Source organism: Lysinibacillus sp. G1-3 (assembly GCF_056322905.1).
The window spans coordinates 1-218 of the sequence record NZ_JBWHYQ010000098.1 but is presented as its reverse complement, the minus strand read 5'-3'; the positions used below and the strand labels follow the sequence as shown (position 1 = coordinate 218).

Genomic DNA, 218 nt, shown 5'->3' with positions numbered 1-218 from the left:
ATGTATATTGAAAGCCGAAGAGAGCTTCAAGACACAAGTAGTACAAGGAAGCAAACGAGTGAATGAGGGAGCGTACCTCTGTACGTGACCGATTGAACGAGAGAAGCTGACGCAGTAATACGCCGTGTATTGGAGGTCGACAATAGTCTAGTGATGATGGCAAAGAGGTCACACCCGTTCCCATACCGAACACGGAAGTTAAGCTCTTTAGCGCCGAT

At 47.7% G+C, this 218-nt stretch carries 1 rRNA gene; it reads left to right on the top strand.

What is annotated here, in order from left to right:
• Positions 1–146: 146 nt before the first annotated feature.
• Positions 147–218: ribosomal RNA gene (rrf, locus tag ACVYAD_RS25350) — 5S ribosomal RNA — on the top strand; the annotation flags it as partial.